The sequence below is a fragment of the Devosia sp. 919 genome (genome assembly GCF_013185965.1).
In the GTDB taxonomy this organism is placed as follows: Bacteria; Pseudomonadota; Alphaproteobacteria; order Rhizobiales; family Devosiaceae; genus Devosia.
On the sequence record NZ_JABAOL010000001.1, the window covers coordinates 1,312,126 to 1,339,063 of the forward strand.

Below are 26,938 nucleotides of genomic sequence, written 5' to 3' on the forward strand. Positions count from 1 at the left end.
GGAGGGGCTCCGCGAAGGCATCGTCTTGACGTGCTGGGGCTTGGTTGTCAAACCAGCGCCATGAAGATGAACGACGGATTAACGGTTTCCGATCCCACCGACCCACAAGAGGCTGCGGCCTTGCTGCGCGCAGGAAAACTCTGCGCTTTTCCAACCGAAACGGTCTATGGGTTGGGCGCCGATGCGACCAACCCCGATGCGGTGCTCGCGATCTATGAGACCAAGGGTCGGCCGCGGTTCAATCCGCTGATCATCCATTGCGCTGACCTTGGCATGGCCGAAGCACTGGCGCAGTTCTCGCCGCTGGCGCGGCAGCTCGCGGCGTTGTGGCCGGCGCCATTGACGCTGGTGCTGCCGGCGCGGGCTGGCAATGGGCTGGCCGATGTGGCGACGGCCGGGCTCGACACCGTGGCGATCCGCATTCCCGACCATCCGCTGGCGCTCGCCGTGATCCGGGCCGCGGGGCGCCCCCTGGCGGCGCCATCGGCCAATCCTTCGGGAAAATTGTCGCCCACGACAGCCGAGCAGGTGCGGCGCGGTTTTGGGGGCAAGGTGCCGGTGCTCGAGGGCGGGCCGTGCAAGGCTGGCGTGGAATCCACCATCATTGCCGTCGATGGCGAGCGGCTGGTGCAGCTGCGGGCGGGGGCGATGGCGCGTAGCGAGATCGAGGACCGGCTGGGGGTCAAGGTCGAGCAGGCCAGCGCCGACGCGGCGGTAGCGGCGCCCGGGATGCTCAAGAGTCATTACGCGCCGGGCGCGCTGATGCGGCTCAACACCACTCCGAGAGACGGCGAGGCCTATCTCGCCTTTGGCGACGCCCCCGATTTTGCGGGGCCCATGCGCAACCTGTCCCCGAGCGGGGATTTGCATGAGGCGGCGCGGAACCTCTTTTCCATGCTGCATGAACTCGACGCCACGGGCGCGCCGACCATTGCCGTCGCGCCCATCCCCACAACGGGGCTGGGGGAAGCGATCAATGACCGGCTGGAGCGCGCGGCGGCCCCGCGCTAGGGCAGGGGCCGAAAGCTTAGTCGCGAACCTTGTAGGGTTTCTGGTCGCGCCAGAAGCGCATCAGGCTTTCAAGGTCCGGATCGCCGCCCGGGGGCAGCACAACCCGCAGGTTCACGTACAGGTCGCCATCGCCATAAAGACCCTTGCCCTTGAGACGCAGGGACTTGGAAGTATCGACGCCCGGCGGCAGGTTGAGCTCGACCGAGCCATCGAGCGTGGGGACGCGCACCTTGACCCCAAGCACGGCCTCGTAAAGCGTGATGGGCAGATCGGTGCGCAGATCGCTGTCGTCGCGGCGGAAGGCCTTGGACTTCTCGAACTTGACGGTGACCAGCGCATCGCCGTTTTCCCCGCCGAAGGGACTGGGCTGACCCTGGCCCTTGAGGCGGATCTGCTGGTTCTCCTCGACCTTTTCGGGGAGCTTGACCGACAACACCTTGCCGCTGGGCATCCGCACCGGGATGGAAGCCGCCTTGTGGGCGTCTTCGAGGGACACAGCAGCAGTGACGATGATGTCCTCGCCCTTGCTGCGCAGGCCCGCACTGGTGCTGGCCGTGCCGGTAAAGGGATCCCACTGGGCCCCGCCACCGCCCGCGCTGCGGCTGGCGCCACGCGGCTGGCCGCCAAAGCCGTTCATGAATTCCTTGAGAATATCCTCGGCCGAAAAGCCGCCCTGCGCCGAACGGGCTCCACCGGCGCTGCCATAAGCGCCCGGGTTGAAGCCGGGGTGACGCGGATTGCCATCGGCATCGATCTCGCCGCGGTCGAACTGCGCGCGTTTTTCGGCGTCGTTGAGCAGGTCATAGGCATTGGTCGCCTCAGCAAACTTGCTGTGCGCGCTGGGATCGTCTGGGTTCTGATCGGGGTGGTACTTCTTGGCCAGCTTGCGATAAGCGGACTTGATGTCCTTTTCGCTCGCCGTGCGAGGCACCCCAAGTACGGTATAGGGATCGCGCATGGGTTCCAATCAGTTGAGGGTTGCGAGGCGTTGCTTAGCCTCTGGTTCAAGCTCTATATGGCGAGCGCCCCTCCCAATGTCTAGTTTGGGTGGCCCGAAGGGTAGCGGAAAAGCAAAAGGACAGGTCGATGTTGCAGACACTTACCGAACGGCTGTTCGATGACAGCGACCGCTCCGAGCTCGATCCCTTCGCCTTGTTCGAGGAATGGTTTGCCCTGGCCAAGGAGGGCGAGCTCAACGATCCCAATGCGATGGCTCTTGCGACCGCCGATGCCGATGGCATGCCCGATGTGCGCATGGTGCTGCTGAACGGGCGCGATGAACGGGGCTTTGTGTTCTTCACCAATTTCGAAAGTGCCAAGGGGCGCCAGCTGCTGGCCAACCCCAAGGCGGCCATGCTGATGCATTGGAAATCGCTGCGGCGGCAGGTGCGCGTGCGTGGGCCGGTGGAAGTGGTGTCGGTCGAGGAAGCCAATGCCTATTTCGGCGCGCGACCCAAGGGCTCGCAACTGGCGTCATCGGCTTCCCTGCAGTCGCGCCCGCTCGATAGCCGCGAAACGCTCGTCGAGCGCGTGGCGGAGTTGACCGAAAAAGTGGGTGAGAACACGGTGCCACGGCCCGCGCACTGGTCCGGCTTTCGCATCGTGCCGCTCGAGATCGAATTCTGGAAGGACGGGCAGTTCCGCCTGCATGACCGGGTGCGGTTTATGCGCCCGGAGCGCAATGCTGGCTGGACCAGCACGCGCCTTTACCCCTAGCATTGCCCACCAGTTGACCCTTTCGCAAGACATGCGCGCTCAGCTCGCACCATATTCAAGACCGGCGGCCAAGTGCGCATTCTGATCAGAACTTCAAAGACCGCTATCTGGGCGCGCTGGCTTGGGGGGCTCGCCGTGCCGGTGCTGGTGATCCCGGTGGTGATGCACCGGTTGCGCTGGCTGACGGGGGATCTGTTCCTCGTGGCCATGGTGCTCGCCTGCATTATCGCCGTGCTGGCAGTCGGCACGGCCATCGTGGCGCTGGCTCGCTTGTGGCAGAGCGGGGACCAGGGCTGGAACCGCGCCCTCGGGGGGCTGGTGATGGGCTTGCTGTGTCTGGCGCCCTTTGCCTGGTACGGCAATCTGGCGCTGACCTATCCGCCCGTGACCGATATCGCGACGATCGAGCGGGGCGCCATGCCCCTGGTGTTCGAGCCCGGCACTGCCGCCATGCCGCCGCCGCGCACGCTGACGCGCGAGCAGATCGCAGCGCTGTTTCCCAATGTGGAAACGCGTGAATATCCGCTTACGCCCGAGCAGGCCTATGAAGTGGTGCTGCGCCAGGTGACGAGCCTGGGCTGGGATTTGCGCCTGCAACGCCCGCCGCTGGGAAGCGAGCCCGGGCGCATCAATGCCCAGATCATGACCTGGCCGGGCTGGCGCGAGGAAGCGGTGTTCCGCATCGAGGCCGGGCCCGAAGGCTCGCGCGTCGACATGCGGTCGGCCTCGCTGCATGCCTTCCATGATTTTGGCAGCAATGGCACGCGCATCGAGACGTTTCTCAGCGCGCTAGACGACGAAGTGACGGTGCTGCTGCGCGACAATCCCAGCACCACCCAGCCGGTGGATGCGGAGGCCGAGGAGACCGGCGAGTCAGAGACTGACGCGGAGGCCGAGGAGGCCGGATCGGAGCCGTAACCGGCCGAGATCGGCGAGATATTCCAGTTGCGCGCCCACAGTCATGGCCGCGGCCCGGCGCACGGGCAGGGACACATCGGGATAAAGCGCGCGCACAATGGCGGGGATGGAGCGGGCGCCTTGCTCCACCGCGGCAATGATCTGTCGGTTGCGCTCCTGCCGGTGGGCGAGGAGCGCCCTGGCATAGCTCGGACCATCTTCGATGGGGCCGCCATGGGCGGGAACATAGCGGCGATAGGGCAGGGCGATGAGCTTTTCCAGCGATTCGAGATAATGGGCCATCGAACCGTCGGGGCTCGCCACCAGGGTAGAATTCCAGCCCATGACGTGATCGCCCGTCAGCACGGTATCGGTGCCGGCAAGGCCAAAGGCGAGGTGGTTGGCGCAATGGCCCGGCGTCGTATGCACCAGGAGCTCGAGGTCGCCGGCCAGGATGGTTTCCCCGTCCCGCAATACGCGGTCGGGCTGGAGCTCCCAATCGGAGGAGCGGCGCAGGGCGTTTGTTTCCCCTGGGCGCAAAGGGCGGGACAGGCGATGCGCCCCGCCAAACCACAGGGGCGCGTTGAGTTCGGCGGCCAGTTGGGCGGCGCCGGCGCTATGGTCGCGATGGGTATGGGTGAGGATGATGGCGCTCACCGGGCGCCCGGCGATGGCCTGCTCGAGTGCGGCACGGTGCGCCGAATCATCGGGACCCGGATCGATGAGGGCGAGCTGCTCGTGCCCGACGAGGAAACTATTGGTGCCGGTGAAGGTATAGGGGCTGGCATTGGGCGCGGTGACGCGCATCAGGCCCGGGGCCACGGCAACAGCCTTGCCGGTCTGGGGATCGAAGCTGCGCTCGAACACGAGCTTGGGAGGTGTTGCCATTGCACTCACTAGGGCGAAAGACTAAGACTGGACAACCATATGGCTCCCCGAGCGGAAGCCGCATCATCTGCAGAAAGGTATGAAATGGCCGTGACCTTGACCACGCCCAATACGCTCCTCGGCGCGATCCAGCCACAGACAGGCACGGCCAAGCTGGCCGCCAATCTGGCGACCGTCGTGCTGGGCACGCTGCTGATCACGGCAGCGGCCAAGATCAACGTGCCGGTCTGGCCTGTGCCGGTGACCCTGCAGGGCATGGCCGTGGCCGCTCTGGCCGGTGCCTTTGGCCTGCGCATCGGCGTTGCCACCGTGGCGCTTTACCTGCTGCAGGGCGCGATGGGCCTTCCCGTGTTCGCTGCCGGCGGCGGCATGCTGTATCTGGCTGGGCCGACCGGCGGGTTCCTCCTGGGCTTTTTGCCCATGGCTGCCATCATCGGCTGGGCTGCCGATCGCGGTGCGTCGCGCAAGGTCATGCCAATGCTGGGCGCGATGCTGGCTGGCGAAGCGGTGCTGCTGGCGCTGGGCTTTGCCTGGCTGCTGGTGCTGTCGGGCCAGGCGGGCTGGATCGACCAGTCCAATGTGCTGGCTTCGGCCTGGAAGGGCGCTGTCGAGCCGTTTATCGTTTGGGACGGGCTCAAGATGGCCCTGGCCGCGCTGACCGTGACCGGCGCCTGGAAGCTGCTGCAGTCCAAGCGCTAAGCGCTGCACAGAGAAACGCGAAAGCCGGTCCCAAGGGGCCGGCTTTTTTGTTGGGCTGAGGTCAGTCGCCGATGGGCTGCATGGGCTCGCCCGCCTCGATGGTGGTGAGGCTTTGGCGTACCCGCCGCAACAGTTCCAGCACTTTGGGGCCGATGGATTCAGCCGTTGCCATGGCGAGAATGTCGACCACGGCCAGCATGGCATAGCGCGAGGACGAGGGCTTGTAGAGCTGGGTCTGGTCTTCCTCAAAGACGAAGGGGACGAGATGCTGCACGGCGCCAGCCAGCGGGGTGTCGGGCTTGGTGACGGCAATGCAGGTGGCATCGTATTGGCGCGCGACGGCTACCGCATCGAGGATCGAGCGCACCCGGCCGGAGGTGGAGAACGCCACCACCACGGTGTGCTTGTCCGACACCGAAGCGCTCATGGATTGCAGCTGGGGATCGGCATAGGCGGTGCTGTTGAGCCCGAGGCGGAAGAGTCGGTTCTGCAGCTCCACCGCGGCCATGGAGGAATTGCCGCCGGTGCCATAAACGATGATGCGCTTGGCGCCGGCGATTTGCTGGCCAAGGCCGGTGACATCGGTATTGGCAAGGGCCACGCTGATGAGGTCGAGCGCGGAATGGGCGCGGCTGCAGATGGTCGAGACCACCTGCTGGGAATTGTGGTTGGCCTCGGTGCTTTCGGCCGCGCGCAGATAGGCGCCACCCAGCGCCAAGGCCTGGGCCATATGCACTTTCATGTCGCGGGTGGAGGCAAAGCCGAGCGAGCGGGCGAGCCGGGTCACCGTGGGCTCGCTGACCCCGGCACGGGCGGCAATCTCGGCAATGGGGGCGGTGGTGGCGAAGTGCATGTCACCAAGGATCACCTCGACGAGCCGCACTTCCGCCCGGTTGCCCTCCTCGAGCCGCGCCTTGAGGCGGGCAATGATGTCGATCCGCGGCTGGGGCGCAAGCGGCTTGGCGCCCGGCTTACCAGCCATCACTGCACCGTGGCGGTGGAGGGCAGGCGCAGGCCGGTCGTGGCGTCAAAAATGTGGATGTGGCCGGGCTCGGCCCCCAGGCGCAGCACTGTGCCGGGGGCGGGATCGAGCCGGAGGCGGAACACGCAGCGCACTTCCGCGCCGGCGATGCGCCCGAACACATGGGTTTCGGGGCCGGTGGTTTCCACCACTTCGGTCTGGAACTGCAGGGGGCCGTTGTCGAGGAGGACATAGTTTTCCGGGCGGATGCCGACATCCACTACGGTGCCATCGGGCGCATCCACGGGGTTCACCGGCAGCAGGCCGCCATCGGCAAGCTCGATCGCCGTGCCGAGGGCGGTGCGCCGATAGGTGCCCGAGATGAAGCTCATGGCGGGCGAGCCGATGAAGCTGGCGACAAAGCGGTTGACGGGGCGGTCATAGAGCTCGAGCGGCGCGCCGATCTGCTCGATGCGCCCGCCATTCATGACGACGATCCGGTCGGCCATGGTCATGGCCTCGATCTGGTCGTGGGTGACGTAAACCATGGTGGTGCCGAGCTTTTGGTGCAGCGCCTTGATCTCGGTGCGCATCTGCACGCGCAGCTTGGCATCGAGGTTCGAGAGCGGCTCGTCGAACAGGAACACCTTGGGGTCGCGCACGATGGAGCGGCCCATGGCAACGCGCTGGCGCTGCCCGCCCGAGAGCTGGCCGGGGGTGCGGTCGAGATAATCGCCAAGATTGAGGATGGAGGCGGCGCGGCCCAGCGCCTGCTGGGTGGCCTCGGATTGTTCGCGGCGCATGCGCGGGCCAAAGGTGATGTTGTCGCGCACATTCATATGCGGGAAGAGCGCATAGGACTGGAACACCATGGAGATGTCGCGCTTTTGCGGCGGCACGTCATTGGTGCGCGCACCCGCGATGAAGAGATCGCCCCCGCTGATCTCCTCGAGCCCGGCGATCATGCGCAAGAGCGTCGATTTTCCACAGCCCGAGGGACCCACCAGCACGATGAACTCGCCATCATTGATGTCGAGCGAGACCCCATGCAGAACCCGGGTCGGGCCGTAGCGCTTTTCAATGTTCTGCAAGCTGAGTTCAGCCATCTCACCTCTCCCTTCACCCTTGGGTTCGTCCCGTCAGGTTACCCCGGCAACGTAATAAAGCAACATTGCCGTCACAATTCACTTGAAACTTCCTCGAATATGAAAAAATCTATCACGAGGCGAAAGGGGAGGTCCGCTGAGGGAAACCTTCCAGGCCTGCCACAATGGGAAGGGAATGTTCATGTCGTTGCACTGGTTGAAAGTCGCGGCTGCGACCGGCGTCGCTGCCATCGCGCTCGCAAGCGCCTCGTATGCCCAGACGGTCCGGGTGACCGTCGCCGAGTACAGCTCCAAGACCGGCCCCTATTTCGAAAAGGCCGCCTCCGAATTCGAAGCCGCCAATCCCGGCACCGACATCCAGATCGAAGTGGTGCCGTGGGATGTGCTGCAGCAAAAGCTGACCACCGATATCTCCGGTGGCGCCAATGCCGATCTCGCCATTATCGGCACCCGCTGGCTGATCGATTATGTCAGCCAGGGCATTGCCGCCCCGCTTGACGACTACATCACCGACGATTTCCGTGCCCGCTTCATCGATACCTTCCTCAGCCCCTCGGTGATGGACGGCCAGACCTATGGCCTGCCGATCGCCGCCTCGGCGCGCGCCATGTATTATAACAAGGCGCTGTTCGAGGAAGCTGGCATTGCCGAGCCGCCCGCCACCTGGGACGAGCTCAAGGCCGCTGCCGAAAAGATCAAGGCCCTCGGCGGCGATGCCTATGGCTTTGGCCTGCAGGGCAAGGAAATCGAGACCGACGTCTACTTCTATTATGCGCTCTGGTCGCAGGGCGGCACTCTGATGGAGGAAGACGGCACGTCGGGGCTCGACACCGAAGCCGCCTATGCCGCCGCGCAGATCTACAAGGACCTGATCGATGGCGGCCTGACCGAGCCGGGCGTCACCTCGCTCAACCGCGAAGACGTGCAGAACCTCTTCAAGCAGGGCCGCATCGGCATGATGATCACGGCGCCTTTCCTTGCCAACCAGATCAAGGAAGAAGCGCCCGACCTGCAATATGGCGTCGCCGCCATTCCCGCCGGCCCCAATGGCGATCGCGGCACCTATGGCGTCACCGACTCCATCATCATGTTCGAGAACAGCCAGAACAAGGACACGGCCTGGAAGTTCATGGACTTCCTCTTCACCACCGAAAAGCGGGCCGAGTTCGACGAGAATGAAGGCTTCCTGCCGGTCAATGCCGAGGAAGCGGCCATGCCGCTCTTTGCTGACAACGCTGACTTGAAGGCCTTCACCGACCTGCTGCCCAGCGCCCAGTTTGCGCCGGTGATCGCCGGCTGGGAAGAAATGGCCGCCGCCACCTCCAATGCGCTGCAGCGCATCTATCTGGGCGAGGGCGAGATCAAGGCCGAACTCGACCAGGCCGCCGCCGAGATCAACGGCATCATCGAAGCCAACAACTAGCATCTGCAGTGCGGGGCGGCGGACCGAACCGGCCGCCCCGTCTTTTTCGCTACCAACAACAAGGTCCAGCCAGCGCATGAACCGGTCGATCTTCACCAATCCTTATGTGCTGATCGCTCCCGCATTCCTGCTGGCCGCCTTCATCATCTTGTGGCCGCTGTTTCAGATCGGGGAAATCTCGATCAGCAATGTCAACCGCTTCGGGCAGTTGCGCGGTTTTGCCGGCCCCGAAAACTTCATGGCCGTGCTGGCCGATCCGCAGTTCCTCGCCTCGCTCTGGCGCACGGTGATCTGGACCGTCGGCATTGTTGCCGGCACAATTGCGATCTCGATCCCGGTGGCGCTGATCCTCAATGAGGATTTTTATGGCCGCGGCCTCGCCCGCGTCATCATCATGCTGCCCTGGGCGGTGTCGCTGACCATGACCGCCATTGTTTGGCGCTGGGCGCTAAGCGGGGAAAGCGGCATGCTCAATTCCGCGCTGATGGGCCTGGGCCTCATCGACCAGAACATCCAGTGGCTCGCGCAGGCGGGTACCGCCTTTCCCGTGCAGATCGCCATCGGCATTCTCGTCTCGATCCCCTTCACCACCACCATTTTTCTTGGCGGCCTTTCGGCGATCCCCGATGATCTTTATGAGGCGGCGCGGCTCGAAGGCGCCAGCGGCTGGCAGATTTTCCGCACCATCACGCTGCCCCTGCTGCGGCCCTTCATCAATATCGCGGTGGTGATGAACACGATCACCGTGTTCAACTCGTTCCCCATCATCTGGGCGACCACCCAGGGCGGGCCGGCCAATTCCACCGATATCCTCGTCACCTACCTCTACAAACTCGGCTTTAATTTCGGCAAGCTCGGGGAGGCCTCAGCGCTGTCGCTGCTGATGTTTGCGCTGCTGCTGTTCTTCACCATCATCTATGTCCGGCTGGCCATGCAGGGAGAGCGGGAATGAAGACTTCGCGCCTGCTGCGCCGCTCGATCATCTCCTGGCTGATCCTGTCGCCGCTGATCATTGCCGTGCTGTTTCCCTTTGCGGTGATGTTCATCACCGCTATCAAGCCGGCAAGCGAAGTGCTGCGCCCCACCTGGTGGCCCAGCAATCCGCAATGGAGCAATTTCGTGACCATGTGGAACGCCACCAATTTTGGGGCGGCCCTCTGGAACTCCATCTATGTCGCGGTGCTCTCGACCGTGCTGTCGATCGCCGTTTCCATCCCGGCTGCCTATGCGCTCAGCCGCTTCCGCTTCACCGGCAAGGGTTTTGTGCAGCAGTTCCTGCTGATCAGCCAGATGCTCTCGCCCATCGTGCTGGTGATCGGGCTGTTCCGCCTCTTGGTGGCCCTGAAGCTCCTCGATAATCTCAACGCCGTAGTCTTTGTCTACGCCACCTTCAACATCGCCTTTTCGGTGTGGATGCTGCAGAGCTATTTCTCGACCATTCCCAAGGACCTCGAGGAAGCCGCCTGGATGGAGGGCGCCACCCCCTGGCAGGCGCTGCGCAAGGTGTTCCTGCCCCTGGCGCTGCCCGCAGTCACCGTGACCGCCATTTTCTCGTTCATCAATGCCTGGAACGAGTTCGTCATTGCCCTGACCATGCTGCGCAACCAGGCGAGCTATACCCTGCCCATCCAGGTGTTCTCGCTGGTGGCGGGCCGCTACACGGTGGAATGGCACCATGTGATGGCCGCAGCCTTCGTCGCCACCATTCCCATCGCCATCGTTTTTGCCTGGCTGCAGCGCTATCTCGTGCGCGGCCTGGCGCTGGGCGCGGTGAAATAAGGCGCCACCCCCACCAACCACTGTTCACCCGATCGCCGCTCGCCTGGGGCCACCCCGCGAGCGGCACACTTCAAGGAGCTTTCCGATGGCTTTGCCCGGAACCAGTTATGACCTCGTGCTCAAGGGCGGGCGCGTCATCGACGAACGCAATGGCATCGATGGCCAGTTCGATCTTGCCATCAAGGCCGGCAAGGTTGCCGCCGTGGCGCCGGCCATCGAGGCCGGCACGGCCGCCGTGCGCGATGTGGCGGGGTGCGTCGTCGCGCCCGGGCTCATCGACATCCACACCCATGTTTATCATAAGGCCACGTCGCTCAGCGTCGATCCTGGCTTCATCGCCCGCCGCTCCGCCTGCACCACGCTGGTGGATGCCGGCAGCGCCGGCGCCGGCAATTATGACGGGTTCCGCGATTATGTGATGAACCACTCGCCCTATCGCATCCTCGCCTTTCTCAACATTTCCTTCCCGGGCATTTTCGGCTTCGACAAGGATGTCTCGATCGGCGAGGCCACCGCAAGATCCATGCTGCCGGTGCACCGGTGCGTGGAAAAGATCGAAGGCAATCGCGACCGCATCATTGGGGTTAAGGTGCGCATTGGCGGCATCGTCACCGGCGATCTGGGCCTGGGAGCGCTGGAGTTGGCGCTGGAAGCGGCCGAAGCGGTCGACCTGCCGCTGATGACCCATATCGGCACCCCGCCGCCCAGCTATTCCGACGTCGTCGACATGCTGCGCCCCGGCGATATCCTCACCCATTGCTATCGCCCCGATCCCAATTCAGCGATCGGCGAAGATGGCAAGGTGCTCGATGCCGTCTGGCGCGCCCGGGAGCGTGGCGTGCTGTTCGACATCGCCCATGGCATGGGCGCCTTTGGCTACGACACCGCGGAAGCGGCGCTGCGCGACGGCTTCAAGCCGGACCTCATCTCTTCGGACGTGCATGTGATTGCCGTCGAGGGGCCGGGCTATGATATGCTCCACACCATGAGCAAGCTGCTCAATTGTGGGCTGAGCCTGGCTGAAGTCATCGGCATGTCCACCAGCCGCTCGGCCCTGGCGATCCGCCGGCCCGAACTGGGGCAGTTGGGGGTGGGCGCGCCCGCCGACATCACCGTGCTGCGCGAGTACGACAGCAATTATGTGTTCGAGGATGTGGTCGGCACCCGCCGGCAAGGCTCGACCCTGCTGCAGCCCGAGGCGGTTTATCTGGCGGGCAAGGAAATGGAAGTCAGCCGCCGGCCGTTTGAAGAAGCCTTTTTGCGCGGGCATCACCACGCCCATTAGAGGGTAGGGCAGGGGCTTGCCCCTGGCTGCGGCGCCGGTTCCCGGGCGCTGCCTTGCCGGCAAGTTGAACAGGCCGAACCAAAAAGAAAGCAGCCCGCGATCCCCCGAGCTGCTTTCCCTTGCCTAGATTACTCGGTGAAATCGAACTCGGCGAGTTCGCAGACATTGTTGTTGGCCGAGACGAGCTGGTCGCCATCATCGAACACGGCCAGGAAATCGTATTTGCAGTAACCGCTGCCGTCATCGATATTGATCATCACGCTGGAGCCTGAAGCCAGCACATCGCTGCCCAGAATATCCTCTTGCCAGTTTTCGGTGCCGGTATTGGAGGCATAAAATTCGGTGATCACATAGGACGTCTTGTTGTTGATCTTGACCTTGCTGTCGAGCGCCGACGCCGTCACAACGCTGGCACACAGCATCGCCAACGCGATGACTGCCGAAAACTTCTTCATGATATCCCTCAATGTTGCAGAACTGCGCCCCAGCCCTACTGGTCCGAGCATCTACTTAGCAACAGGATTCTCGCGAGGGGTAAGGGCGGCAGGGATGGTGCCGCGAGGCGATAGGGAAGGGCGCGGCTGGAACAGGAGCGGTCGATCTTGCGCGCGTGCTGCTTACGACCTGTTCCCGAGCAACGCTCCTAAAGCTGCGCCAACGCCTAAGCCGACGGCAACGCCGATCGCCAAATTGTCCAGCACTGTCAGGCCGACTGCGGCTCCAATTGCGAGCCCGATCGCTATTGCTGCGCCCATGCACCTTCTCCATCCCGCCGAACGCGAACACGGTAATACTGGCACCAAGGGAAGCCAAGTTCGCGGGGAACGGCGAGAAAAAACCGGACCTCCTGAGAGGCCCGGTTTGGTTGGTCGGAGTAGAGTGATTCGAACACTCGACCCCCTGCTCCCGAAGCAGGTGCGCTACCAGGCTGCGCTATACTCCGTCAGAACGTTCGGGGTTTGCTGGTGCGAGCCCCTGGCTGGGCCGTTATCCCTCGCGTTGGCGGCTTTATAGCCGCGGCGGGCAAGGCATTCAAGCACTCTCGATCAAGCAAATTGAGTGGCGCCGGAGCGTGTTGCACAGTGCCGGCAAAGCGTGTAGGAACCGCCGCAGTTGGGGCGTCGCCAAGTGGTAAGGCACCGGTTTTTGGTACCGGCATTCCTAGGTTCGAATCCTAGCGCCCCAGCCAGGATTTTCTCACCCCCCGTTTACGGCATTGGCCTCCGTTCCGTCTTGCCGGTCAGCAGAACCCATGATTTCGCCGGTATGCCTTACGTTGCGGCATCCATAGTGAGGTCAAGGCTGCGCAAGCGCTTTTGCGGATCATACATATCCGACACGATCATCAGCTCATCGGCTTGCGTGCGCTCGATGATCTGCTGCAGGCCGCGACGGACGGTTTCCCTGCTGCCGATGACGCTGAAATCCAGCATCTGCCCGGCCTGGGCCTTTTCCATCGGTGTCCAATAGGTGTCGATATCATCGATCGGCGGCTGCATGAGCTGACGCTGTCCGCGGAAGATATCTGCGAACGACATCTGTTGCGACGTGGCAAGGAAACGCGCTTCCTCATCCGTTTCTGCGGCAATCACATTGACGCCGACCAGCGCATAGGGGGCCGCGGCCTGTTCGGATGGCTTGAATCGATCGCGATAGATCGCCAACGCCTGATCCAGCGCCTGGGGCGCGAAATGCGAAGCGAAACCATAGGGCAGACCCAGTTCAGCCGCCAATTGCGCACCGAAAAGGCTCGATCCGAGTATCCAGAGTGGCACGTTGCTGCCTGAACCAGGAACGGCTTCAATCCGCTGGTTTGGCCCGGCTGGGGCGAGAAAGGCCTGCAACTCCAGGACGTCCTGCGGGAAGTTGTCGGCATTGGCGGGATCGCGCCGCAAGGCGCGCAAAGTCAACTGGTCCGTGCCTGGAGCGCGTCCCAGGCCAAGGTCAATGCGCCCCGGAAACAGCGTCTCCAGGGTTCCGAACTGTTCAGCGATGACATAGGGAGCGTGATTTGGCAGCATGATGCCGCCGGCACCGACGCGGATCGTGCTGGTTCCAGCTGCGATATGGGCGATCACCAGTGACGTGGCCGCTGTGGTCACACCGGCCATGTTGTGGTGCTCGGCAACCCAGATCCGGCGATATCCCAGCTTTTCGGCGTGCTGGCCAAGCGCCCGCGCCTCATCAAGTGCCGTGCGCCGGTCAGCGCCTTCGCGCACACGACCCAGTTCGAGAATAGAAAGTGGGATCACCCTGAAATGCCTTCGCTAAAGTAAACAGTGTCCGCTCCCCTCGAAGCCGAGGGAGACCGTCGTATCCACCCCAGATAGGTGGGCTGCTGCACCAGTTCAATCGCGGAGGCGCTTGTGGCCGGCGAAGTCCAACATAGCAGGCCTATGCCTATCCGAGATCCTGAGGAAGCAGTTTGAGCGGAACGGGCGCTTAACGACCCCATGGCAGCCGTTCCGGGGCGCCGAACCAGCACGGAGGATTTTGGGATGGCAAATGGACGGGTTCAACGAGCGGAACGGTGCGCTTTGCAGAAGCCATCTCAGCTACCGATACTGGTTTTAAATGTTGAGACCGCCCCCGGAAACTCAGTCGGCCTCCGCTCCAACTGCGTAGAACGGGTCGGGTTTGTCGACAATACCAGCCAAGGGAACAACAGGGCAGATCGGGGCGGCATCAGGCTCCAGGTGTCGCAAATGACGCACATCGGCACCTGCCGTTGATGAGGAGGTCGTGCTTCAAGCACAGCCCATCCTGTGCCCGGACCGATGCGGCCGCCGAGGACAGCGCCGTCAGCCCGGGCAATTCGCGTTCAAGCCGCGCCGGATCACTGCAGAAGTGTACGCATGAAAAACAGGTCTCCTGCGGGCCTTTACTGTCGTTCAACGCATGGTGGACGAGGGCAAGAAGGCTCATTGGCCCAGCGCTTCCCAGTAAAAACCGAAGACATAAACCGAGAGGATAAAACCGAGGACCACATTGACGGCCACCCCCGCGGTGAAGGCGCCAAACGGTTTGGGACCTGCGGCGGCCAGGTCGCGAAAGCGGGTGGTCAGGCCGATGCTGAAGAAGCAGAAGATGAAGGTCCAGGTGAACAGATTCCGGATCGGCCCGATCAGGTTGGGAATGACGATGCGGTTATAGTCCTCAAGGCTGTATTGGGTGGTCACCGTGGTGATCACGGCCGAGGCCAGAAAGAAGCCGATCACGAATTTGGGGAAGCGCCGCCAGATTTCGCCGACATCGGGAGCGCTCCCTCCCGGACGGGCATCCCAGCGCATGGTCGCGACGATGGCGAGCCCCACGGCCCAGATGCCGATCCAGGGATCGCGACCGACGACCTTCATCAAGGTAAACGCCTGCACCGCCTGTTCGGGGGTGCCAGAAATACCATCCACCCGCCCGGCATAGCCCCCATAGGCCTGGGCCGCGGCGATGCCCGCGGCATCGGCAAATTCGGAGGTGCCGATCCAGGCGCCGGCGATCCCGGTGGGCAGCCCCAGCGCACGGGCAACGAGCGGGAGAACAAAGATCATCACGATCGCCCAAAGCACGACAATGGTGATCGTAACGGCAGTATCCTCCTTCTTGCCGCCTACGGCGCCCGCTACCGCGATCGCGCCCGACACGCCGCAGACAGCACCCCCCACGCCGAGTGTCGCGGCAAAGCGCCGGTCAAGGCCAAGCCGCACGGCCACCAGATAGATCACGCCGAAGGTCGTCAGCGACACAAGGGAAGCCTGCAGGATAGCAATGGGCCCGGCCTTGGCGATCAGCGACAGCGGCACGGTGGCACCAAGCAGAACGATCCCGGTCTTGACGTAGAACTCGCCCTTGAAGCCGGCATCCAGCCAGCGCGGCAGCCCTACGGTGTTGGCAATAATGAGCCCAAGGAGAAGCGCGACCAGGGGCGGCTCGAGATTGAAGTGCACCGCTTCCTCCCACTTGCCGATCACCGAGATGGCATAGGCCGCCAGGAAGAGCAGGGTGAATGCGGGTGCGAAGGCGCGAATACTTTGGCCAAGCGCTGCGAGCGCGAGCGAGAAGGCCGCCAGCCAAAACAGATACAGCGCGCCATAGCGCGGCCAGTTCGCCGCCAGGTCGTCGACGACCTGGGAGAAGTTGCTCCACTGCGGCGGCACCACCGCCAGCCAGCGCAAGCTGCCCCCGCTCCAGAACAAGAGGCACCCTATTGCGACCACGGTCAGGCCAATCCAGATGGCCCACCAGTCTTCCTTGCGCCATAGCTCGCGCCAGCCTGACGGGGGGGCATCTTTGGCCGGCGCGGTGGTGTCCGTCATGATCATGATCCCCCAAAGAGGTGTAGCGCGGCGGCATGCGCGGCCGAGGGCGAATGCAGGGCGCGGGTTCCACAGCACGTGGCGAGCTTGCGGTCTGCTGGAGGCGCTGCCCGTCCGAAGTCGGGCGCGAGCCTAGGTCTTGGGCATTAAGACGGACGAAGCCACAAGCACGCAAATTATACCTAAAGCGGCTTGCAGCGGAGGAAACCTGGGGGGCCAAGTACACCGCTGCTATTCTCTAGGGCTGTTCAGAACCGATCGACAAAGTCCAAAGTGGCTGCCGGCTTCCGGGTAGGAGCCGTCGACACTAAGTTTGTCGATATCCCGGTAGCGCTTGTCGCTAAAGGTTTTCGCCTTTGGAGCTTTGCCCAGAAGTTATCGGTCTGCGATCCACCCGTTCAAAGCTGTTCCCCGACCGCAAACCGCGCGGGCAGCCTTCAGGATCTCGATCGCATGGGTTGAACGGAGAAGAGCTCGACCTTGAGATCGGGATAGTCACGCAGGATCGGCTTGTGCGCAAACCATGAACGGGCCCAATTGCGTGGTGATCGCCCTTGGCGCTGGCGCGACGGGTTGATCAGTTCGGCGGTTCTCGCCGAGTTGATCGGAGCGGGGGCTCACTGGTGTCCAAGCGGTCGGTCCCCTCACGCGGACCACCCACCTTCCTCGCTGCCCCACTAGCCGAGGCCGCTTCGTTGCCCTTGCTGAACCGCACGAGGAACTTGGCGCCGCCGTTATCGCTCCTGCCCACAGAGATGCTGCCGTTGTGCCGCCTGATAATCTCCTTGACCAGGCTCAGGCCAAGACCGGACCCTTCGTTCATGGGCTTGATGCGATGAAATGGCTCAAAAATCCAATCGCGGCGATCTGCGGGAATACCGGGTCCACTGTCGCTGATGGCGATCGACCGGTCCGCATGGACCGTCAGCAGGATTTCACCCTCGCCGCCCGCATGGATAATCGCATTCTGGACGAGGTTGATCAGGCCACGCTCAAGGGAGCTGGCATCGCCCAGCACCACCAAACTTTCCACCTCCGTGTCAAAGACCGGATCATACCCCGCCGCAATCGCCAGGGGCGCCAGGTTGGCCATGACATTGCGGCTCAACGCCACCATTTCCACCGGCTGAGGCGCCGTCTCCTGATGCTCGATCCTTTGCAGATCCAGGAGCTGTTCGGCCAAATTGGCCAGCCGGTGTACGTCCATGAGGACGCGATGGTCGAATTCCCCTTTGCGGGACAGCTCCAGTCGGTTCAACAGAATGGCGATCGGCGTCCTCAACTCATGGGCGGCATCGGAGAGGAAACGCTGCTTTTCGGCATAGCCATCGTCCAGGCGGCTCAGAGCGGCATTGATCGCATCAACGAGCGCGGCGACCTCCGAGGGCACCTCATCGCTCGGCAGCCGCACGCCACGTTGTTCGATGTCGATCCGGGAAGCCACGCGTTCGACGGCCCGCAGACTCGATAAACTGGCGCGCACGACCTGCGGAACCACCAGCATCGTCAAACCACCGAGCACCGCAACGAGAAGCACGAACAGGGGGCCGACTTCGCGTCCGGCAAAGGACAGCATGCCCGCGATCCAGCTCGGCCTCGCTCCGCCGCCGAACATGACCTTGACGTCCCCAACCCGGGAATCCTCCTCAAACAGCATGGCTCCATCGAAGTCGCTGGTTGAACCGAGCACCTCCAGGCTTTCGATGTCAGCGAGCCCATCCAGTAGCGAGTTCATTTGTGGCGGAACCTCGCCCCCGACGACCCGCCGCCCGAAGTCGTCCACAACAACGTACCAGAGCCCGGGCGATGACCGGCGCACTTCCGCAAGGTCTTGGGTATCCTCGATCCGGAGCGCCCCGCCCTCGGCCACCAGGCCATCCGCGAGGATCTCGGAGATATCAAGGTCGAACTTGGCTCCGGTATAGTCCTCGATATAGTAGAAAAAGAACACGCTGCTCAAAGCTATGGTAAGCAGAGCCGCCAGTTGCCAGAGCAGCAGCCTGGTGGTCAGCGTCCTGCGCAGAGAGCGTCCTGCAGCCACCGTCAAAGCGCTTTCAGAAGGTGGCCGACACCCCGCAGGGTTCGGATCTCAACAGAAGCCCCCGTCTGGGTCAGACGCTTGCGCAGCCGGGAAATGTGGGCGTCCAGCGTATTTGACGCAATCTCATCGTCGAAGTTGAACACCGCATCCTCCAGCCCTTCCCGGGTCACGGCCCGGCCAGCCCGACGGATCAGTGTTTCAAGGATCAACATCTCCCGCCTGGGCAAGGGCAGGAGAACGTCGTTCACCGCCGCCTGGCGCGACTGGGTGTCAAATGTGACGTTTCCCACCCGAATGACATCGGGCGACAGAACAGCGCTGCGCCGCAACACCGCCCTTAGCCGTGCGAGCATCTCGTCGAAGGTGAAGGGCTTGCTGAGATAGTCGTCAGCGCCCAGTTCCAGACCGGCAACGCGGTCAGGGCTCGTTTTCAAAGCCGAGAGCACGATCACGGGAACGCCTTTCAGATGTTTCCGGATCACCGGCAGCAGGTCGAGACCTTCTCCGTCCGGAAGGCGCCGGTCGAGCAGGACCGCGTCGTGAACCCCTGCCAGAATGGCTTCAGTTGCGAGCTCGATCGTGGGCGCGTGATCGATGATCATGTCCTGGCGGCCAAGAGCCTGAGCGATATTGGCCGCCATATCGGGTTCGTCCTCAACCAGCAAAATCCGCACGGCCCGCCTCCTGTGTTCCTGTATGGCTTGCGACGCGGACATTGCCGTAATGTTGCGGATTCTGCGGGTAGAGCGCTGTCTTTGTAAGGTTCCTGCAAAGTGATCGGACCGGCATCTGGATCACGCAAGCCCGCCTTCAAAGCGGCCCTAACCGCCGGTTCTCGGCAACTGCCCGGACCCTGGCTCCATGCACAAGCTCGCGACTGGCGCCACGATCTCGTAGATCACGCCGCTTGGACGGAAGTCGATCCTCGTTGTCGCTCGTAACTCTAGCTGGACAAGCTCTCCGAGTATACGTGAGCCAAATCCACTTCGGACCGGAAAGACCACCTCCGGGCCACCGGCTTCGATCCAGCGGAAGCGCAGCATCAGAGTCTCCTGCTGTTCAATAGTCCAGAACACCTCGACCGATCCGCCCGAGGCCGAAAGAGCGCCGTATTTGGTGGAATTGGTCGCAAGCTCATGGAGGGCCAGCGACAGAGTTGAAACAACTTTGGGGCCGAGTAGAACGTGCGGGCCGGCCGTATGGATGTTGTCCGCCTGGAACGGCAAGACGCTTTTCTCGACGACGTCAGCCAGATCCGCGCAACCCCAACCGAGGTCGGGAATAAGATCCTGAGCGCTGGCCAAGGCTTGCAGTCTACCCATGGAGCGAGCCTGGGCATCCTGCAGGGAAACGGCTGTCCTTATCGACTGAGCGACAACTGCTTGTGCAAGCGCGAAAAAGTTTTTAGCCCGGTGTCTGGCTTCGTTTGATAGCAGCTTTCGATGCTCGTCGGCTTCGCGACGGGTGGTGATATCGAGCAAAACCCCGGTGATGATGGGCGCGGTCTTGATCAAGGCGCCACTGACCTTTCCCCTGAGCTCGATCCAGCGAACCTGGTGCAAAGGGGTTTGCAGTTTTACCTCTACAACCAATTCCTCGCCGGTCTCGATGGCCTTGTCGAGGGCTTCGCGCCAGGTTCTGCGATGTTGACCATCAAGCGCATAGAGCATGTCGTCATAACTGAACGGGCTTTCCGGCCGGTGCCCGAACATGAGCTTGCATTGTTCTGAGGCAATGAGAGTTTCGGTGGCGACATCGAGCGCCCAGACTCCCACTCCAGCATCTTGCAAGACGGACTGGAGTACCGATCCCGCCGCAGCGGCGGTCCAGCCGCCAGTGTTCGGACTGGCGAAGTCGTAGTTATCGTTCATGTTCGCTCCATATGGGGCCGTAATGTGGAGGCATCTGACAGCTGCGGATCACTGTAATCGTGTGTCGAACAGCAGATCACCGGAGACGACTCCCCAGTTGAAAGAAGTGTGGCGGAGGCATCGCGCCTTATCGCGCTGCACTGGACAAGCTAGTCCTGGACCGGGGGGGATGCCGTTTGTCGGCACCGCCTGGCGCCCGATGGGGCGGCTGCTGCATCAACGCTCTTTATTCGGACAGTCAGCTTGCCAGTGGCACCCCTGATCGCGGGGGACATCGTTCCTGAGCCTTTCCACGGGACGCGATTGCCAAGAGGTGGGAAGGCGCTCAGGTGGGCTGCAGCAGGGCAGGGCACTTGAGCGCTGGAACCCATTAATTCTCTTGTTCCTGGCCGACCAAGGATTCAGCGGTCGCGGCCGGTAGTGGGGACCATTTGAAACCGGCGACCGGGCTCGTATGTTCTACGGCTGAGCGCTTGGGCGAGTTGCTGACCGGGCGAAGGGTGTCCTTCTCGAGCATGACGACGTAGCGCTCGCCATTGTCCTTGATCGCGTCGACACGAATGGAGTCGCCCCAGGCTTCGACGTGCTCGGCATCGATCCCACGGCTGTGCAATGTCGAAGTAAGATCAAGGACAGTCCTTCCATGAACCTCGCGGTCGGAGAGAAGGGATTCTGCTGCATTCGCGGAAGCCGTGGCCAGGAAGATTGCTGCAGCGGCAGTGATGAACTTGTTGTGCATAGGATGTTCCTTTCTGTTTTGAACATCCCCATCATCTCGCTCGAGCATTGCGTCCAGATTGCGTGATTTCCACTTTCGCATTATCAGTGGAATTCTTTCCGGCGGGCGTCTCGGCCCCAACGCTGCACCGACGTGAGCCTTACTTCCCGTTTGGAACCGATCTATTCGTTTCGTTGGTCGAAGTCGGCCTGGGCCTGCTCGAGCTCGGGACCACGCTCGAGCGCCCATGCGTAAAGCGCCTGGAACGGCTCCCGCAGTGAACGACCAAGCGGGGTGATCGTGTATTCGACGCCGACGGGCGTCGTTGGCAGAACTGTGCGCTTGACGAGGCCGTTTCGCTCCAATCGCTTCAGCGCATCCGCCAGCGCCTTGTGGGTGATGCCCTCGAGACGTCGCATGATCTCGTTGAAGCGCGACGGTCGCGTGCATAGGACTGTCAGGATCAGCACCGACCACTTGTTGGCGATCTGCTCCAGGATCGGCCGCGTCGTGCGCGCGTCGATCAGAGCTTCGTCGGGCGCCTGCCGAGCAGGCGCACGGGGGTATCGTTGGGAGGTGCGCATCTCCGTCGTGGCTTTGGACAAAGGTATACTCCGCGATATCTACGCTAAAGGCAGTGCGTAATTGACCGTAGATATAGGATCTATATTGCTGCGTCCATCAACATCAGATGGATGAGATATGACCAAACTCCAAGATAAGACAGTCCTCATCATTGGTGGCTCGGGAGGTATCGGAGGCGCGATCGCCCATCGCTTCGCGCAGGAGGGGGCGAACGTTTATGCCACCAGCCGATCCGCCAAAACTGAAGGGACCACCACGTCGGTGGGGACAGGCTCGATTCGCTCCGTATCGGCCGACGCCTCCCAGCCGGCCGATCTCGAAGCGGCGATCGCCCGGATCTACGGGGACGCCGGGCGTATCGACATCCTTGTGGTCAACGCGGGCCTTTCGGAGTTCGCCACCCTCGACGGCTTCACCGAGGAACACTTCGACCGCACCTTCGGGCTCAATGTCCGCTCACTTGTCTTCGCCGCCAAGGGCGCTGCAGGTCACATGGGCGCTGGGGGCTCAATCGTTCTGGTGGGCTCCATCGCCGGCGACATTGGCACCAAAGGCTACGGGGCTTACGGAGCGACGAAGGCCGCGGTCCGCTCGTTCGCCCGAACCTGGGCCAACGAGCTCGCACCGCGAGGCATCCGCGTGAACGTCGTCAGTCCCGGTCCCACCGACACGGCGATGTTTGCGTCCGCCTCCGACGAGATGCGGGCGATCCTGACGGGCATGATCCCGCTGGGACGCATGGGACGTGCGGACGAGGTCGCCGCCGCCGCTCTCTTCCTCGCCAGCGCCGAGGCGAGTTTCGTCACGGGAGCCGAGCTGCCAGTCGACGGCGGCATGGCACAGGTTTGAGGTTTATCACGATGTGCGGTTCTAGGTTTAGTTCCCGTCTTTAGCATATCAACGGGTTAAGGGCGTTTACCTCTCAGCTGCGAAACTGGCGCCCCAGCCAGGATTTCCTGCTCGCTGCCTCATCATAACCCTTGCGCGAGGCAGCGCAGTACGGATGCGCGGTTGGGCGAGCCGAGGCGGCCGCCGAAGACTGTGCATTTAAGCGCCGCGGCGGCATTGGCGAAGGCAACAGCCTCTGGAATGCTGCGGCTTTCGGCGAGGGCCAGCGTAAAGGCGCCGTGAAAAACGTCGCCCGCCGCCAACGTGTCGACAACATCCACCGCAGGGGGCAGCAGGTTGTACAGGCTGCCGTTCTCCAGCCAAAAGCAACCTTGGGCACCGTCCGTAACCCCGACAAAGCCGGCAAAGCGGCGGGTCAACGCGCGTGTGGCCGCTACAACGGAGTCGGTGCCAGAAACCAGCATTGCCGCTGGAGCCGAGAAAACCGTGTGGCTCGCCAAGGCAGCCAGAGCAAGGATCACCTCGGGCGGCCCGGTATCGGCATCAAGCACGGCGATCTTGCCGGCTCCCCGCGCAAGGGAAAGCACTTTCGTGGCGGCTTCTGGCCAGCGGATGTCGACCTGAACGGCATCTGCCGATTGAATGAGAGTCTCGGGGATCCAATCCGGATCAACCCCGAGACCCTTGTCATAGTAGGGCAGGATCAATCGCTCGCCGCTGCGGTCGACAATGACCGCGCTGAGGGGCGTAGGAACGCCCTCAAAGCGCCGGATGTGTTCGCAATCGACGCCCTCTGCTGTGACCTGGGCAACGAACTGGTCGCCCATGCTGTCATCGCCGATACGGGTAATGAGCGAGGTTCTTGCCCCGAGGCGGGCCGCAGCTATTGCGGCGCTGGTTGCCATGCCATGTGCCGCCTGAATCATCGCCTTGGGCAGCACCTTGCCCGGCGCGGTTGGCAAGGCGTCGACAGCAAAGATCATGTCCATGGTTGCCGCGCCGGCGAAAACAATGTGGGGAACCTTGGTCATCAAGGGCAACTCAGGACCCGACGTTTGACACAGGATGGACCACCGGCCCCGAAGGGCCGGCGACCGAATTGCCGGTCATCATGCATGGAGCAGTTCAGGCACGGTTTGACTTTGCCATCGCACTGGCTGCCTGGGCGATGAGGTCGGAATCGTTAGCTGAAATGACAAAGCTCACCCCTTGGTCGCGCCAGTAGTGGGCCTGTTCGGGCCCGCCGCAATCGATGCCGACAATTTTGCCGGCAGCGCGGCCGCGGGCAATCACATGCAGGATAGTTTCGCGCAATTTGTCCGACTCGAGATAGCCTTTGCGCTCGAGACCGATGCTGAGCGAGAGGTCGTTGGGGCCGATATAGATGCCATCAACCCCGTCGACCGCGAGGATCGCATCTACATTGGCGAGGCCTTCGGCCGTCTCGATCATGACGAGGCAAGTGGCGGTGGCATCGCCCTCGGGCGCCTGTGGCACGCTGGCGCGCACATTGCGCCAGATCGGTCCCCAGCTGCGGTTGCCTGCGGGGGCATAGCGGCAGGCGTTCGCGGCTGAACGAGCCTCCTCGGCATTGTTGACCAAGGGCACAATGATCGCCTCGGCCCCCAAATCAAGCGAGCGCATGATGAGGTCCGGCGTGTTCCACGGCACGCGCACAACAGCGGGCGAGCCGGCCTTGTGCAAAGCGTCGAGCAAAGGGCTGAGCTGGGACATGGAAACGAAGCTGTGTTGTAGATCGACACAGATGAAGTCGAACCCGGCGCGCCCCATGATCTGCGCGACCTGCGGGTCGGCAAATCCGGTCCAGGCCCCATAGCTCATCTCGCCGCTGGTGAAGCGTTGCTTGAGGCTCATTGTGCGGGTGTCCCGAACCTGGTGTGGAGGGCCTCGATGGTGGCGAGGGCCTCGGCATCGGGCAGGCCGACAGCCATGCGCGCCCGGCCGGCCGGAATGCCTTGCAGGCGCAAGCCAGTCTTGAGCCGTTCGATGTCGCCGAGCAAACCATCCACCGCTGCCTCAACATCGGCCTGCAATTCCGCCCGGTCCGTTTCGCCGCGGGCAACCGCGCCCGCCATGGCGACGAAAGGTTCGGGATAGACCGAGGCAATGCCCGAGATCACGCCATCGGCCCCGACTTGGTCGAGATTGCCGATCTCGCGATCCGACCCGGTCAGCACCAGAAACTCGGGTGGCAAGAGCTGCCGATAGGTGCCGACCGTTTCGAGGGATTCGCCGCTGATTTTGACACCGATGATGTTGGGAAGCTTCGCAAGCTCGGCCATGAGCTGGGGTGACACGGTGATGCCAGTGCGGGCCTTGAAGATGTAGACAAAGACGCCGAGGCCGTCCGAGATGTCCGAGATATGCGCATAGAATTGGCGCAGGGCTTCCTCTGTAGACGGCAGGAAATAGGGTGTGATGGCGGCGACATACTTTGCGCCTTCGGCGCGCGCTTGCTGGATCAGCCGCTCGACCTGGTAAAGACTGGCGGCACCGACATGGACCACCACCTGCTTGTCGCCCAGAATGTCGAGGCTGAGGCGGGTGAGCGCCTGGCGCTCGTCTTCGCTGAGCGAGGGAAATTCACCCGTGGTGCCAAGTACAAAGGCGCCGTCCACGCCAGAGGCTGCGCATTTACGCAGAATGGCGGCGTTGCCTTCAGGCGATACGGAACCGTCTTCGGCAAAAGCGACGGGTAGCGCCGTCAGGATAATGGGCTTTTTAGGCATGGGAATACTTTCAGGTAAAATCAGGACGGATTGGCTTTGGCCCGTTTGGCCTTGCGGCGGGCCAGAAGTGGGGAGCCGAGAGCCGCGATAACGGCAATGATGGCGAGACCGATCAGCGTGGCCGAAATAGGCTTGTCGATGAGGCCCGTCGGGCCGTCGATCAGCAGCGAGCGCCGCAGATTGGATTCTGCGAGGGGGCCGAGGATAAGGCCGAGCACAATGGGGCCCGCGGGAATACCACAGCGCTTGAGGATCAGCCCGACTACACCGAAGCACAGCATCACCCAGACGGTGAACAGGTTGTTGGTCGTGGCGTAGGTGCCGACGATGCAAAAGACCAAGACCGTCGCCCAGATATAGGGTTTGGGCATGTCGAGCAGTTTCACCATCATGGGCATGCGCACCAGATTGATGGCTAGCGTGATGAAGGTGGCGAGAACCATGATGGCCGTGATGGTTGCGACCAGGGCCGGTTCATTGACGAAAAGGCTGGGACCCGGCTGGATGCCCCAGACGATCATCGAGCCGATCATCACCGCCATGACCGAGTCTCCTGGAATACCCAGAGCCATGGTGGTGGTGAGGGAGCCCCCCAAGGTGGCGCTGGAGGCGGTATCGGCAGCCGCCACGCCCTCGATATTCCCCTTGCCGAAAGTTGCCTTGGTGCTGGAGGCAGCCTTGGCCCGATCCCAGCCGAGCAGGCCGGCAATATCACCGCCTGCTCCCGGAATGATGCCGACCACAAGGCCAACCAGACCCGATATGGCGGTGGGCTTGGCGATGCGCTTGTATTCGGCTTTGGTTGGCCACCACCGACCCAGCGCCGAGATCGGCTTTACTTCATGATTGCGATGGGTAAGCAACTGATCGAGCAGTTCGGCAATACCGAACAGGCCGATGATGACCGCAATGAAATCGAGCCCACCATTGAGCTCGCGGATACCGAAGGTGAAGCGGGCGTCGCCAGTGATCGGGTCGCGCCCGATCGTGGCGATGAACAGGCCGATAATGCCCGCGAGCAAGCCCTTGGTGATCGACTTGGACGAGATCGAGATCATGATGGTCATGGCCAGCACCACGACGGCGAACATCTCGCTCGGACCGAACCGGAGTGCCAGCTGGGCCAGCGGCACTGCAGCGCCGGCGAAGAGCACCATGCTGGCCACAATGCCGACGGCGGAAACCAGCGCTGAAACGATCAGCGCCAGGCCGGCCTGACCGTTCTTGGCCATGGGATAGCCATCGAAGGTGGTCGCGATGGAGGCGGGCGTGCCGGGCGTGTTGATGAGGATGGAGGGGATGCGATCCCCGAAATTCGCCGCCACGTAGATGGTGAGGAGGACGGCCAGCCCCTGCACGGGCTCCAGCGTCATGGTGAAGCCGCTGGCCAAGGCCACCGCCATCGTGGCCGTGATGCCGGGGAACATACCCACCAGCATGCCAACCACCACGCCGATGCTCAGGCACAGCATGACGCTTGGCTCAAAGACGGCAAGCACGCCGTCAAGAAGGGCGCTCATAGGGGAACTTTCAGCAGATAATGGAACAGGCCGTAAATGAACGCGGTTGTTGCCAGGGAAAAGATCACCAGCCCCTTCCAGCTGCGCAGCCCGAACAGGAACAGCAGGGCGGCGGTGAACACGAGGGTCGGAATGACATAGCCGATGGTTGACCAGGCAAAGACGTAGATGGCGCTCAGGGTCAGAGCGACCAGCATCCGGATCCAGCCGTCTTTTTCGGTCGCTTCAACCTCGCCCCGGCTCATCGGGGGAGCCAAAAAGGACATGCCGACCAGGATCGCTGCAAGACCGGCGGCGAGCACGGACAACAGTGTCGGCCACCATTTGGGGTCGACCCCGCCGCCGCCCATTCGCAGGATTATATTGCGCGATAACCACAGCGCCAGCAGCGACAACATCAGCGCCGTTACGGCGATGGCGATCTCAAGGCGCCGGGAAGGAGCGGCAGAGTAATCTGGCTCGGCAATTGTTTCGTCCAGCGGCAGGGTGCCGCCGAACGAAGTTGCGAGCTGTTCAAGCTCGGCCACGA

General features: G+C 62.8%; 26 protein-coding genes and 2 tRNA genes. 10 read left to right on the top strand and 18 right to left on the bottom strand.

Translation table 11 applies throughout. From position 1 onward, the window contains the following. The first annotated feature begins 60 nt into the window (after window positions 1-60). Complete coding sequence (locus HRQ64_RS06305) at window positions 61-1,011, top strand: L-threonylcarbamoyladenylate synthase (protein ID WP_248308194.1); 951 nt, start codon at window positions 61-63, stop codon at window positions 1,009-1,011. Between the two features lie 16 nt (window positions 1,012-1,027). Here HRQ64_RS06305 and HRQ64_RS06310 read toward each other — a convergent pair whose 3' ends face one another. Then, window positions 1,028-1,969 (bottom strand): J domain-containing protein, encoded by a 942-nt coding sequence (locus HRQ64_RS06310; RefSeq protein WP_172122634.1) that lies wholly within the window; start codon window positions 1,967-1,969, stop codon window positions 1,028-1,030. A gap of 128 nt (window positions 1,970-2,097) precedes the next feature. Between HRQ64_RS06310 and pdxH the strand changes: the two genes are divergently transcribed. Further along, window positions 2,098-2,727 carry a pyridoxamine 5'-phosphate oxidase gene (gene pdxH / locus HRQ64_RS06315; protein ID WP_127752241.1) on the top strand — a complete coding sequence of 210 codons (630 nt, stop codon included), beginning with the start codon at window positions 2,098-2,100 and terminating at the stop codon, window positions 2,725-2,727. Between the two features lie 72 nt (window positions 2,728-2,799). After that, window positions 2,800-3,645 (top strand): DUF1499 domain-containing protein, encoded by an 846-nt coding sequence (locus HRQ64_RS06320; protein ID WP_172122635.1) that lies wholly within the window; start codon window positions 2,800-2,802, stop codon window positions 3,643-3,645. Here the strand turns inward: HRQ64_RS06320 and HRQ64_RS06325 are convergent. Next, the gene (locus tag HRQ64_RS06325; RefSeq protein WP_172122636.1) at window positions 3,601-4,512 is read right to left on the bottom strand and encodes an MBL fold metallo-hydrolase; all 912 of its coding nucleotides are present in this window, start codon (window positions 4,510-4,512) and stop codon (window positions 3,601-3,603) included. The genes HRQ64_RS06320 and HRQ64_RS06325 overlap by 45 nt on opposite strands. 84 nt (window positions 4,513-4,596) lie before the next feature. Between HRQ64_RS06325 and HRQ64_RS06330 the strand changes: the two genes are divergently transcribed. Beyond that, a complete protein-coding gene (locus tag HRQ64_RS06330; RefSeq protein ID WP_127752244.1) occupies window positions 4,597-5,211 on the top strand; it encodes a biotin transporter BioY in 615 nt (204 codons plus the stop codon). A gap of 61 nt (window positions 5,212-5,272) precedes the next feature. Here the strand turns inward: HRQ64_RS06330 and HRQ64_RS06335 are convergent, their stop codons facing one another. Beyond that, the gene (locus tag HRQ64_RS06335) at window positions 5,273-6,193 is read right to left on the bottom strand and encodes a MurR/RpiR family transcriptional regulator (protein ID WP_172122637.1); all 921 of its coding nucleotides are present in this window, start codon (window positions 6,191-6,193) and stop codon (window positions 5,273-5,275) included. Next, the gene (gene ugpC / locus HRQ64_RS06340; protein ID WP_172122638.1) at window positions 6,193-7,278 is read right to left on the bottom strand and encodes a sn-glycerol-3-phosphate ABC transporter ATP-binding protein UgpC; all 1,086 of its coding nucleotides are present in this window, start codon (window positions 7,276-7,278) and stop codon (window positions 6,193-6,195) included. The genes HRQ64_RS06335 and ugpC overlap by 1 nt, the downstream gene beginning before the upstream one ends. A 181-nt stretch (window positions 7,279-7,459) precedes the next feature. On the opposite strand from ugpC, the gene HRQ64_RS06345 reads away from it, so the two are divergent. The 4 genes from HRQ64_RS06345 (at window position 7,460) to HRQ64_RS06360 (ending at window position 11,765) form a co-directional block, all read left to right on the top strand. Then, on the top strand, window positions 7,460-8,701 hold the full coding sequence (locus tag HRQ64_RS06345) for a sugar ABC transporter substrate-binding protein (protein ID WP_172122639.1): 1,242 nt from the start codon (window positions 7,460-7,462) through the stop codon (window positions 8,699-8,701). A 76-nt stretch (window positions 8,702-8,777) separates the two neighbouring features. Continuing rightward, entirely contained in the window at window positions 8,778-9,653 is an 876-nt protein-coding gene (locus HRQ64_RS06350) for a sugar ABC transporter permease (RefSeq protein ID WP_172122640.1), read from the top strand. Then, window positions 9,650-10,480, top strand: a complete 831-nt coding sequence (locus tag HRQ64_RS06355) for a carbohydrate ABC transporter permease (protein ID WP_127752249.1) — start codon at window positions 9,650-9,652, stop codon at window positions 10,478-10,480. Before HRQ64_RS06350 ends, HRQ64_RS06355 begins: the two co-directional genes overlap by 4 nt. 85 nt (window positions 10,481-10,565) lie before the next feature. Continuing rightward, window positions 10,566-11,765 carry an amidohydrolase/deacetylase family metallohydrolase gene (locus HRQ64_RS06360; protein WP_172122641.1) on the top strand — a complete coding sequence of 400 codons (1,200 nt, stop codon included), beginning with the start codon at window positions 10,566-10,568 and terminating at the stop codon, window positions 11,763-11,765. 128 nt (window positions 11,766-11,893) lie between these two features. Here HRQ64_RS06360 and HRQ64_RS06365 read toward each other — a convergent pair whose 3' ends face one another. Both HRQ64_RS06365 and HRQ64_RS06370 read right to left on the bottom strand, forming a co-directional pair. After that, the gene (locus HRQ64_RS06365) at window positions 11,894-12,220 is read right to left on the bottom strand and encodes a hypothetical protein (protein ID WP_172122642.1); all 327 of its coding nucleotides are present in this window, start codon (window positions 12,218-12,220) and stop codon (window positions 11,894-11,896) included. Window positions 12,221-12,631: 411 nt separating this feature from the next. Continuing rightward, window positions 12,632-12,708 (bottom strand) — tRNA-Pro (locus HRQ64_RS06370). 171 nt (window positions 12,709-12,879) lie between these two features. Between HRQ64_RS06370 and HRQ64_RS06375 the strand changes: the two genes are divergently transcribed. Continuing rightward, a tRNA-Gln gene (locus tag HRQ64_RS06375) sits at window positions 12,880-12,954 on the top strand. An 82-nt stretch (window positions 12,955-13,036) separates the two neighbouring features. Here the strand turns inward: HRQ64_RS06375 and HRQ64_RS06380 are convergent. From HRQ64_RS06380 to HRQ64_RS06410, 7 genes are all read right to left on the bottom strand, one after another. Then, window positions 13,037-14,017 carry an LLM class flavin-dependent oxidoreductase gene (locus tag HRQ64_RS06380; protein WP_172122643.1) on the bottom strand — a complete coding sequence of 327 codons (981 nt, stop codon included), beginning with the start codon at window positions 14,015-14,017 and terminating at the stop codon, window positions 13,037-13,039. 669 nt (window positions 14,018-14,686) lie between these two features. Continuing rightward, entirely contained in the window at window positions 14,687-16,075 is a 1,389-nt protein-coding gene (locus HRQ64_RS06385) for a putative sulfate exporter family transporter (protein ID WP_172122644.1), read from the bottom strand. A gap of 577 nt (window positions 16,076-16,652) precedes the next feature. Further along, a complete protein-coding gene (locus HRQ64_RS20450; protein ID WP_172122645.1) occupies window positions 16,653-18,116 on the bottom strand; it encodes a HAMP domain-containing sensor histidine kinase in 1,464 nt (487 codons plus the stop codon). A gap of 2 nt (window positions 18,117-18,118) precedes the next feature. Further along, window positions 18,119-18,790, bottom strand: coding sequence for a response regulator transcription factor (locus HRQ64_RS06395; protein WP_127755167.1), 672 nt, complete (start codon window positions 18,788-18,790; stop codon window positions 18,119-18,121). Window positions 18,791-18,937: 147 nt separating this feature from the next. After that, window positions 18,938-19,987 (bottom strand): HWE histidine kinase domain-containing protein, encoded by a 1,050-nt coding sequence (locus HRQ64_RS06400; protein ID WP_127752255.1) that lies wholly within the window; start codon window positions 19,985-19,987, stop codon window positions 18,938-18,940. 370 nt (window positions 19,988-20,357) lie between these two features. Next, window positions 20,358-20,726 (bottom strand): hypothetical protein, encoded by a 369-nt coding sequence (locus tag HRQ64_RS06405; protein ID WP_127752256.1) that lies wholly within the window; start codon window positions 20,724-20,726, stop codon window positions 20,358-20,360. A gap of 161 nt (window positions 20,727-20,887) precedes the next feature. Further along, window positions 20,888-21,289 carry a helix-turn-helix domain-containing protein gene (locus HRQ64_RS06410; protein WP_127752257.1) on the bottom strand — a complete coding sequence of 134 codons (402 nt, stop codon included), beginning with the start codon at window positions 21,287-21,289 and terminating at the stop codon, window positions 20,888-20,890. 118 nt (window positions 21,290-21,407) lie between these two features. Between HRQ64_RS06410 and HRQ64_RS06415 the strand changes: the two genes are divergently transcribed. Further along, window positions 21,408-22,139: an SDR family oxidoreductase gene (locus HRQ64_RS06415; RefSeq protein WP_172122646.1), complete on the top strand. Its 732-nt coding sequence runs from the start codon at window positions 21,408-21,410 to the stop codon at window positions 22,137-22,139. A gap of 122 nt (window positions 22,140-22,261) precedes the next feature. Here the strand turns inward: HRQ64_RS06415 and HRQ64_RS06420 are convergent, their stop codons facing one another. The 5 genes from HRQ64_RS06420 to HRQ64_RS06440 all read right to left on the bottom strand — a co-directional run bounded on the left by HRQ64_RS06420 (window position 22,262) and on the right by HRQ64_RS06440 (window position 26,936). Beyond that, window positions 22,262-23,170 (bottom strand): PfkB family carbohydrate kinase, encoded by a 909-nt coding sequence (locus HRQ64_RS06420; RefSeq protein WP_172122647.1) that lies wholly within the window; start codon window positions 23,168-23,170, stop codon window positions 22,262-22,264. 94 nt (window positions 23,171-23,264) lie between these two features. Beyond that, entirely contained in the window at window positions 23,265-24,014 is a 750-nt protein-coding gene (locus HRQ64_RS06425) for an aldolase/citrate lyase family protein (protein ID WP_172122648.1), read from the bottom strand. Next, window positions 24,011-24,889, bottom strand: a complete 879-nt coding sequence (locus HRQ64_RS06430; RefSeq protein WP_172122649.1) for a dihydrodipicolinate synthase family protein — start codon at window positions 24,887-24,889, stop codon at window positions 24,011-24,013. The genes HRQ64_RS06425 and HRQ64_RS06430 overlap by 4 nt, the downstream gene beginning before the upstream one ends. Window positions 24,890-24,909: 20 nt before the next feature. Beyond that, on the bottom strand, window positions 24,910-26,409 hold the full coding sequence (locus tag HRQ64_RS06435; RefSeq protein ID WP_172122650.1) for a tripartite tricarboxylate transporter permease: 1,500 nt from the start codon (window positions 26,407-26,409) through the stop codon (window positions 24,910-24,912). Further along, window positions 26,406-26,936, bottom strand: coding sequence for a tripartite tricarboxylate transporter TctB family protein (locus HRQ64_RS06440; RefSeq protein ID WP_172122651.1), 531 nt, complete (start codon window positions 26,934-26,936; stop codon window positions 26,406-26,408). Before HRQ64_RS06440 ends, HRQ64_RS06435 begins: the two co-directional genes overlap by 4 nt. Between the last annotated feature and the right edge of the window lie 2 nt (window positions 26,937-26,938).

What these genes read in the sequence shown, in the direction of transcription:
- HRQ64_RS06350 (WP_172122640.1), top strand. Translation starts at nt 8,778, where the DNA reads ATGAACCGGTCGATCTTCACCAATCCTTATGTGCTGATCGCTCCCGCA.
- HRQ64_RS06385 (WP_172122644.1), bottom strand. Translation starts at nt 16,075, where the DNA reads ATGACGGACACCACCGCGCCGGCCAAAGATGCCCCCCCGTCAGGCTGG.
- HRQ64_RS06400 (WP_127752255.1), bottom strand. Translation starts at nt 19,987, where the DNA reads ATGAACGATAACTACGACTTCGCCAGTCCGAACACTGGCGGCTGGACC.
- HRQ64_RS06365 (WP_172122642.1), bottom strand. Translation starts at nt 12,220, where the DNA reads ATGAAGAAGTTTTCGGCAGTCATCGCGTTGGCGATGCTGTGTGCCAGC.
- pdxH (WP_127752241.1), top strand. Translation starts at nt 2,098, where the DNA reads ATGTTGCAGACACTTACCGAACGGCTGTTCGATGACAGCGACCGCTCC.
- HRQ64_RS06410 (WP_127752257.1), bottom strand. Translation starts at nt 21,289, where the DNA reads ATGCGCACCTCCCAACGATACCCCCGTGCGCCTGCTCGGCAGGCGCCC.
- HRQ64_RS06305 (WP_248308194.1), top strand. Translation starts at nt 61, where the DNA reads ATGAAGATGAACGACGGATTAACGGTTTCCGATCCCACCGACCCACAA.
- HRQ64_RS06430 (WP_172122649.1), bottom strand. Translation starts at nt 24,889, where the DNA reads ATGCCTAAAAAGCCCATTATCCTGACGGCGCTACCCGTCGCTTTTGCC.
- ugpC (WP_172122638.1), bottom strand. Translation starts at nt 7,278, where the DNA reads ATGGCTGAACTCAGCTTGCAGAACATTGAAAAGCGCTACGGCCCGACC.
- HRQ64_RS06310 (WP_172122634.1), bottom strand. Translation starts at nt 1,969, where the DNA reads ATGCGCGATCCCTATACCGTACTTGGGGTGCCTCGCACGGCGAGCGAA.
- HRQ64_RS06360 (WP_172122641.1), top strand. Translation starts at nt 10,566, where the DNA reads ATGGCTTTGCCCGGAACCAGTTATGACCTCGTGCTCAAGGGCGGGCGC.
- HRQ64_RS06415 (WP_172122646.1), top strand. Translation starts at nt 21,408, where the DNA reads ATGACCAAACTCCAAGATAAGACAGTCCTCATCATTGGTGGCTCGGGA.
- HRQ64_RS06425 (WP_172122648.1), bottom strand. Translation starts at nt 24,014, where the DNA reads ATGAGCCTCAAGCAACGCTTCACCAGCGGCGAGATGAGCTATGGGGCC.
- HRQ64_RS06355 (WP_127752249.1), top strand. Translation starts at nt 9,650, where the DNA reads ATGAAGACTTCGCGCCTGCTGCGCCGCTCGATCATCTCCTGGCTGATC.
- HRQ64_RS06435 (WP_172122650.1), bottom strand. Translation starts at nt 26,409, where the DNA reads ATGAGCGCCCTTCTTGACGGCGTGCTTGCCGTCTTTGAGCCAAGCGTC.
- HRQ64_RS06345 (WP_172122639.1), top strand. Translation starts at nt 7,460, where the DNA reads ATGTCGTTGCACTGGTTGAAAGTCGCGGCTGCGACCGGCGTCGCTGCC.
- HRQ64_RS06335 (WP_172122637.1), bottom strand. Translation starts at nt 6,193, where the DNA reads ATGGCTGGTAAGCCGGGCGCCAAGCCGCTTGCGCCCCAGCCGCGGATC.
- HRQ64_RS06330 (WP_127752244.1), top strand. Translation starts at nt 4,597, where the DNA reads ATGGCCGTGACCTTGACCACGCCCAATACGCTCCTCGGCGCGATCCAG.
- HRQ64_RS06405 (WP_127752256.1), bottom strand. Translation starts at nt 20,726, where the DNA reads ATGCACAACAAGTTCATCACTGCCGCTGCAGCAATCTTCCTGGCCACG.
- HRQ64_RS06325 (WP_172122636.1), bottom strand. Translation starts at nt 4,512, where the DNA reads ATGGCAACACCTCCCAAGCTCGTGTTCGAGCGCAGCTTCGATCCCCAG.
- HRQ64_RS06420 (WP_172122647.1), bottom strand. Translation starts at nt 23,170, where the DNA reads ATGACCAAGGTTCCCCACATTGTTTTCGCCGGCGCGGCAACCATGGAC.